The organism is Acinetobacter calcoaceticus ANC 3811 (assembly GCF_000399665.1).
In the GTDB taxonomy this organism is placed as follows: domain Bacteria; phylum Pseudomonadota; class Gammaproteobacteria; order Pseudomonadales; family Moraxellaceae; genus Acinetobacter; species Acinetobacter calcoaceticus_B.
Genome location: NZ_KB976986.1, coordinates 685,580 through 693,120, shown reverse-complemented (window position 1 = coordinate 693,120; position 7,541 = coordinate 685,580). Strand labels below are relative to the sequence as shown.

Below are 7,541 nucleotides of genomic sequence, written 5' to 3'. Positions count from 1 at the left end.
AGGTTCAGGTTCAGGTTCAGGTTCAGGTTCAGGTTCAGGTTCAGGTTCAGGTTCAGGTTCAGGTTCAATCATAGCGGTTTGGCTGATAACTTCAACTGGCTGCACAGTATTTACTGGAGTAATCTCCTGAGCTGTTTGCTGAGCCTGTTGACTCAGGCCCACTACTGCTTGTTCATTTTGCCGAACAGGCTCGGACACCAAAATTTCATTAGGTGCTAAAGGACGGAATGCCAATAAGCGTAAAACGCACATTTCAAAACCTTGCTCTTGCGTCACAGCAAGTTGCAAGTCTGAACGGCCTTTACATGCAATTTGATAATACAGTTGTAAATCTTGAGCAGAAATCAGCTTAGACAGTTGCATAATTTTGCGATTGATTTCTTCGCTATATTTCAAACTCAAATCAGGTAGATATTGCAAAATTGCCAATTCATGCATTGTCGAAACCAACTGATCAAGCACAAGTGAAACATCTAATGCTTGATGTCTAAATTGCAGTAAAAGCTGACTAATTTTCTCACGTTGGTTTTGATGAATTGCTAAAATCAAATCATAAATAATGGTGCGGTCAATCAACCCAAGCATTTCTTTAACATCTTGATGTTGTACAGCACCCTGACCATAAGCAATCGCTTGGTCAGTTAAAGATAATGCATCACGCAATGAACCTTGAGCAGATTCAGCAATTTGCCAAATTGCATCTTGGTCAGAAGCAATCTGTTCTTTTTCAAGAATAGCGCCAAGATGTTTTGTAATTTCATCGACGGCTAAAGGTCGCAAGGTAAATTGCAAACAACGTGAAATGACCGTAATCGGCAGCTTTTGTGGATCAGTCGTGGCGAACAGAAACTTAACGTGTTCTGGTGGTTCTTCTAGTGTTTTTAATAACGCATTAAAAGAATGCGTCGATAGCATATGTACTTCGTCAATCAGGTAAACTTTAAAACGGCCTTGCGTTGGCGCATAAGGAACGTTGTCTAACAGTTCACGCGTATCTTCTACTTTTGTTCTTGAAGCAGCATCAATTTCGATCAAGTCGATAAAACGACCTTCATTTACTGCCTTACAGGTTGCACAAACTTCACATGGCGTAGAAGTCACACCCGTTTCACAGTTTAAACACTTGGCTAAAATACGTGCAATTGTAGTTTTACCTACACCACGCGTTCCTGTAAATAAATAAGCATGGTGTAGACGACCGCGTTCCAATGCACTACTTAATGCACGAGAAACATGATTTTGCCCCACTAACTCATTGAAATTACGTGGACGGTATTTTCTAGCAAGTACTTGATACATGTATGCTCCTTTTTACAGGCATAAGCATACTTTGTTTTTAAAAGAGTGTGAACGTATAAAGCTCATATCCGTACAGATAAACTGCGAACTGCCCCATTTGTCTGCACTATCAGTTATTTTAAAGCTTCAGATAAAGAACATTTTGACCGAAGCTTTAAATACCCTAAAACGTTTTAATTCACTTTCTTCGGAAAACTAAACCAGACAAATACAGTTAAAAGGAAAAAACAAATAGCTGAGATGGTAAGCACCCAACTATGCGCATAGCTAAAAGCTTGCTGAGCAACTGCAACCAACTGTCCTCCTAAAGGATTTTCAAGATTAGAGGCTAATTGCATAGTTTCACCGATCGAAATACTCGCTTTTTCAATTAAGTTAGTCGGAAGCCCTTCGGGCAAAATAATTGAACGACTATAAAACCAAGACAACATTAAACCAAAAATAGCGACGCCTAAACCAGCTCCAAGCTCATAGGCCATACCTTCAATCGCACCTGCTGCACTTGCCTTCTGAGGCGGTACAGATGACATAATCGCAGCAGTTGAAGCCAGTAAGGCAATTTCAATGCTGAAGCCTAAAAAGACCATACACGCCCACGCTAAGAAGTGATCGGTCGAGAAGTTAAGCTGGGCAAGCCCCCATAGACTAAATCCACTGATTAAAATACCAACAGTAGAAACAAGTCTAAGTCCCCATTTATTTAAACAGATTCCGGCTAATGGACCACCTAAACTAATCGCAATCATGAATGGAATAATAAACATGGCGGCCTGTAATGGAGAAAATCCATGCACAAACTGCAACTCTTGAGACAAGAGTAATTCGAACCCAACCAAAGCAATCATGGAAACCACAGCCATGACAATGCTGGTAGAAATCACCGGATGTTTAAATAACTCCAGATCAATCATTGGCGTGGTAGTTCTTTTTTGGCTTCGAATGAAGCGAATTAAAGTACTTACACCAACCACAAACATCACGACTGTAAGTACTGAGAAGTTGTACATCGCCGATTTGATTGAATAGATCAGGCTTAAAATGGCTACAACCAAAATTAAAGCTTGCCCTAAATTAATTGGCTGATCCGTTTTCTCTTGTTGTTTAGGAATGATCATCGCAATCATAACCAGAACGACTAAAATAATCGGGATATTAATGAGGAATACAGCTCCCCAATGGAAATGTTCTAGTACAAATCCACCAACTAATGGGCCAAAAGCGGCTCCGCCACCACCCACTGTAGACCACAGACCAAGTGCAAAATTTCTCTGCTTTTCTTCGGTAAAGGCATTACGGATGCCTGATAAAGTGGCTGGAATAAGCATCGCTGCCCCTAGACCTAAAACAGCACGGGAAGCAATTAAGGCGTAAGCTGTTGGAGAAAAAGCCGCAGCTAAGGAACCGACTCCAAAAATTGCAGTTCCAATAAATAATAATTTTTTAAAGCCAATACGATCACCAAGTGCACCCATCGGCAAAATCAAACCCGCCATAATCAGTGAATAAATATCAATGACCCATAAAAGCTGATTGGCAGTTAAATTCAATGCTGCACTTAAAGATGGTGTTGCAACATGCATCACCGTTGCATCAATCGTAACTGGTAAATATATAAGCACGATAATTGTCAGGATTAACCATTTTTTTTGCATAACGCTCTTCAATATCCAAAACTTGGACATGTGTTCAAATCATGGTTATTATATACACAATTGGACACTTGTCCAACTTTTAGTTTTAATGTAATTTGTGTCGAATTCAGTCAGGTGAAAGAAACATGGCCTATCTTAATCGCGATCAACGCAGAGAAATGATTCTGCAAGCAGCCATGCAAGTTGCTTTGGCTGAAGGTTTTACAGCCATGACTGTACGCCGAATCGCAACAGAAGCACAAACATCAACCGGACAAGTTCACCACCACTTTTCTTCGGCCTCTCATTTAAAAGCTGAAGCTTTTTTAAAGCTCATGGAACAGCTTGATGAAATTGAACAAACCCTAAAAACGACCAGCCAATTTCAAAGACTCTTCATCTTATTAGGTGCAGAAAACATAGATAGACTTCAGCCCTATTTACGCTTATGGAATGAAGCAGAACTCTTAATTGAACAAGATGTTGAAATACGAAAAGCGTATAACCTTGCCATGCAGAATTGGCATCAAACAATTGTGCAAGCCATTGAATGCGGTAAAAAAGAAGGTGAATTTAAAAATATATCTAATTCAACAGACATAGCTTGGCGACTCATTGCTTTTGTATGCGGATTAGAAGGTATTTATCAACTTGGTTTACAAGGTTTAGCTGAAGAAGACTTTAAGCGTCATACTGAAGCAATTATTCGCCTAGAATTATTATAAATATAGAAGCTGGCATTAATTAGAATACCAGCTTTAAAACACTAAGATTAGAACCAGCCTTTACGGCCTTTTAAAATTTGGTCAGTGCAACGTAAGGTTTCCTGAGTCAGTCCCCACAAACGGTAATCACCAGTGATTGAACCAATTTGAAAGTTATGAGCATAGACAAAACTCAGGTCGCGCTCAGGATCGCACCACGCTCCTGAACCATTGTAACCAATATGTCCAAAGCCATTTTTAGCGCGTTTACCCATGGTAATAATGCGGTGATATCCTAAACGCCAATTCATCGGAATTGGCATGACACGATCACGTGCATAACTTTGAATGGTACTGAGTTCTTTAAATATTTCTGGGCGAATAAGTTGCTGTCCATCCCATTCACCTTGATTTGCCAGCATCGCATAAATTTTAGCAAGACTATTTGCAGTAAACGTGCCGTTCGCTGCTGGAATGACTGCTTGTAACCCTTGATCACTAAAGAAACTAAAATGCTTCATTCCTTTTGGAATCATGGCATCCTGAAAATCTTGCGGGTCTTGTCCAGTCCACGTAATCATTTTTTCAGAGAATGAACTCTTGCGCGCTTGAGGCTTTTTAGGTTTTTCAACTTGGGGAGCCGCTGGTTTTTCAAGTTTGGGTTGAATAATTAAACGTGCTACACGGTCTAGCTCACTTGCAGGCGTACCAAAATAAGCTCCGTCTAACTGCAATGGTTCAACGAGATATTTTTGCATGAGCTGATCTAAAGATTGACCAGTTGCTTTTTCAAGTATGCCACCCAACAGCCAACCAAATGTTAAAGCTTGGTAAGCATTACCTTCTCCTGCAAGGAATCTAGGCTTAGTCGCTGCAATCACATTTAACATATGTGACCAGTCGAGCATTTCTCTCGCACTTTCGATGATATTTCGGACATCAAACATGCCGCTTTGATGACTTAGGACATGACGCAATGTTATTTGCTCTTTTCCATTTTGAGCAAACTCAGGCCAATAAGTCGCAATCGGTTTGTCGTATTTTAAAAAACCTTCACTTACTAAAATATGCGCTAAAGTTGCAAGTACACCCTTACCTGTAGAGTAGCAAACTGCCAAGGTATCTGGTTGCCAAGCTTCAGTTTGTGATTTTAGACCGGTGTAGATATCTACAACTTTCTGGCCTCTAAAATAAACCGTTAATGCAGCTCCACCTTGTCCTGTTCTAGCATCTTGAAGACGGCTAAATTGGTGGGCTAAATCAATAAAACGTTCATCTAAAATACCGTGATAGTTATGGGTATCGGCCAGTAAAATATCTTTAATCACACGGAGTTCCTTGCATTTTTTGTTATTTTGCTCAAAAACAGCCCAAACTTCTGTTCAGGCTGCTGATATTTTTATAATGCTTTTACAGTTCCTGCAACATGAGGTTTCTGTGATTTTAAATTACGAATCAAGAAATCTGTCTTTTTATCTGCATTAGCAGTTAAAAACTCTACTTTTGATGGTAAGAAAATTGGTAGCTTAAACCACACATCCGCTTCATAAGCATTTGGTAATTCAAGGTTCGCTAGTGCTTTAGCCTTGCTCCACATGCCATGCGCAATTGCTTGTTTAAAGCCAAATGCTTTCGCAGTAATGGCATGAATATGAATTAAGTTAAAATCACCAGATACTTTCGCATAACGACGACCTGTGTTTTCTAAAATATCCCACTCTGCCTTTGGAACATACGCTGGTACTTGATCTTCTTTGGCTTTCTCACCTACTCTTTTCTCAACTTTTTGGCGAGATAAATAAGTCGTTAAGCCTTCCATAACTACTTCGTTACCCACTTTTGCAGTTGTAATAAAGTCAAACTGAACACCTTTATCATGCGGTTTTAGTTCCCCAAATTTGCAAGACAAAGTTAGTTTTTCAGTTACCCCAATTGGTCTGGCTTGTTTAATCTGGTTACGAATATGGACCAAACCTAAAATTGGAAATGGAAATGCTTCTGCTGTCATCATGTGCATTTGCAAACTTTGAGAGAGCACAGCCAAATAAATTGCTGGTACAAAGCCATTATTTTGAAAGCCACATACTTCGTTATAAGCTTTGAGATGACTTTGATCAATTTCTAGAGTATCTACCACATATTCAACTTGCGGCAAGATTTTTGGACCTTTAGGCTTTTTAAAGATTAAACCTTGCACCACTTTTGGGTAAGCCAATGCCGCTTTCGGTAGCTGGCTAAAATGACGAGTATTCATACCTAACCTTTTATAATTTATAGATTCTTGAATAAAAAAGGGATGCACAAGCACCCCTTTTTAGTTAAAAGTGCTTAAGCGCCCAACAAGCTTTGACCACAGACACGTACAACATTGCCATTTACGCCTGTAGAAGCAGTTGAAGCAAACCATGCAATCGTTTCTGCTACATCAACAGGTAAACCACCTTGTTGCATTGAGTTCATACGGCGACCAGCTTCACGAATTGCAAACGGAATTGCCGCCGTCATTTGAGTTTCGATAAAGCCAGGTGCTACTGCGTTAATGGTAATACCATTTTTTAAGATAGGCGCAGTAAATTTCACTAGACCAATCACACCAGCTTTAGAAGCAGCATAGTTCGTTTGACCAAGATTACCTGCAATACCACTAATTGATGATACGCAAACAATACGGCCATTTGCATTTAGACCATCGTTTTCTAACAAGTAGTCGTTTACACGCTCAGCAGCAGACAAGTTAATGTTAATCACTAGATCCCAAAGCTCTGGCTTCATGTTTGCCAAAGTTTTGTCACGAGTAATACCCGCGTTATGAACAATAATATCTAAACCGCCTTGTTTTGCAGCAGCAGTTTTAATTTTTTCACCAGCATCAGCTGCTGTAATATCAATTGCCAATGTAGAACCGCCAATATCAGCAGCTACACGGTCAAGGTCAGCTTGCTGCTGAGGTACATCTAGACAAATGACATGAGCGCCGTCGCGTGCCAATACATGTGCAATTGCTTCACCAATACCACGGCTTGCACCAGTTACCAATGCAGTTTTACCAGCAAGCGGTTTTGCCCAATCGACATCAACGACATCTGCTTTAGAAACGCGAACAACTTGGCCAGACACATAAGCTGAGCGTGGAGAAAGCAAGAAACGTAAAGATGATTCAAGGTTTGCAGCAGCGCCTTCATCAACATAGACAACTTGAGCGGTAATGCCTTTTTTAAACTCTTTACCTACAGATTTAATGAAACCTTCAAGTGCACGTTGAGCAATTGCTTGTTTGACAGTTTTTGCAGTTTCAGGCGTTGTACCAATCACAATAACGCGACCAGAAGTAGCAACTTGGCGTGCAATCGGGTTAAAGAATTTATAAAGTTCATTTAACTGTTCTGAGTTTTGAATACCAGAGGCATCAAATATCACTGCTTTGAATTTTGATTCTTTATCGCCAGCATTGAATGGACGTAAATTTAAACCAACTTTTGCAGCTTCTTGCTGTAATGCAACATTATTGCCTACATAGCTGTCCGCGTGAATATTGCTAAGTACCTGTGCAATAGCTCCAGACAATACACTTGACGGTGCTGCTCCAACCAATACTGCACCATTCACCACTGGCTGAGCATTTTCAAAACGCTCTAATGCTACAGGTGATGGTAAACCCAAATTTTTAACAACGAATTTACCAATAGGAGATTGTGTAAATGCTTGGTATTGATCAGTCATGATTATTATCTCTCAAAGAAATGAATTTTCTACGACAGGCTTCATTATGTTATGAGATGGACAGAAACAATATGAAATCGGTCGTTCATTAGAGTTACTCCAAATCATACTTGAGTTCATCTTTGGATGTCTTGACCTGAATGCTATCTACAATGTCATTCTAGTCAATACAGGTCTATTTGAATTG

6 protein-coding genes are annotated in these 7,541 nt (G+C 39.9%); 1 reads left to right on the top strand and 5 read right to left on the bottom strand.

All coding sequences use genetic code 11. The annotated features are described in order from the left end of the window. A partial coding sequence (dnaX, locus tag F935_RS18795; RefSeq protein WP_016137822.1) for a DNA polymerase III subunit gamma/tau occupies positions 1-1,299 on the bottom strand: 1,299 nt, incomplete at its 3' end. 173 nt (positions 1,300-1,472) lie between these two features. Next, on the bottom strand, positions 1,473-2,951 hold the full coding sequence (gene amvA / locus F935_RS04525) for a multidrug efflux MFS transporter AmvA (RefSeq protein ID WP_016137821.1): 1,479 nt from the start codon (positions 2,949-2,951) through the stop codon (positions 1,473-1,475). Positions 2,952-3,076: 125 nt separating this feature from the next. Here amvA and F935_RS04520 point away from each other — a divergent pair, with 125 nt between their 5' ends. Then, positions 3,077-3,655, top strand: coding sequence for a TetR family transcriptional regulator (locus F935_RS04520; protein WP_004791707.1), 579 nt, complete (start codon positions 3,077-3,079; stop codon positions 3,653-3,655). Between the two features lie 47 nt (positions 3,656-3,702). Here the strand turns inward: F935_RS04520 and F935_RS04515 are convergent, their stop codons facing one another. The 3 genes from F935_RS04515 to F935_RS04505 form a co-directional block, all read right to left on the bottom strand. Beyond that, positions 3,703-4,962, bottom strand: coding sequence for a serine hydrolase domain-containing protein (locus F935_RS04515; RefSeq protein ID WP_016137820.1), 1,260 nt, complete (start codon positions 4,960-4,962; stop codon positions 3,703-3,705). Between the two features lie 71 nt (positions 4,963-5,033). Further along, on the bottom strand, positions 5,034-5,888 hold the full coding sequence (locus tag F935_RS04510) for a MaoC family dehydratase (RefSeq protein ID WP_016137819.1): 855 nt from the start codon (positions 5,886-5,888) through the stop codon (positions 5,034-5,036). Positions 5,889-5,962: 74 nt separating this feature from the next. After that, on the bottom strand, positions 5,963-7,354 hold the full coding sequence (locus tag F935_RS04505; protein ID WP_016137818.1) for a 3-oxoacyl-ACP reductase: 1,392 nt from the start codon (positions 7,352-7,354) through the stop codon (positions 5,963-5,965). Between the last annotated feature and the right edge of the window lie 187 nt (positions 7,355-7,541).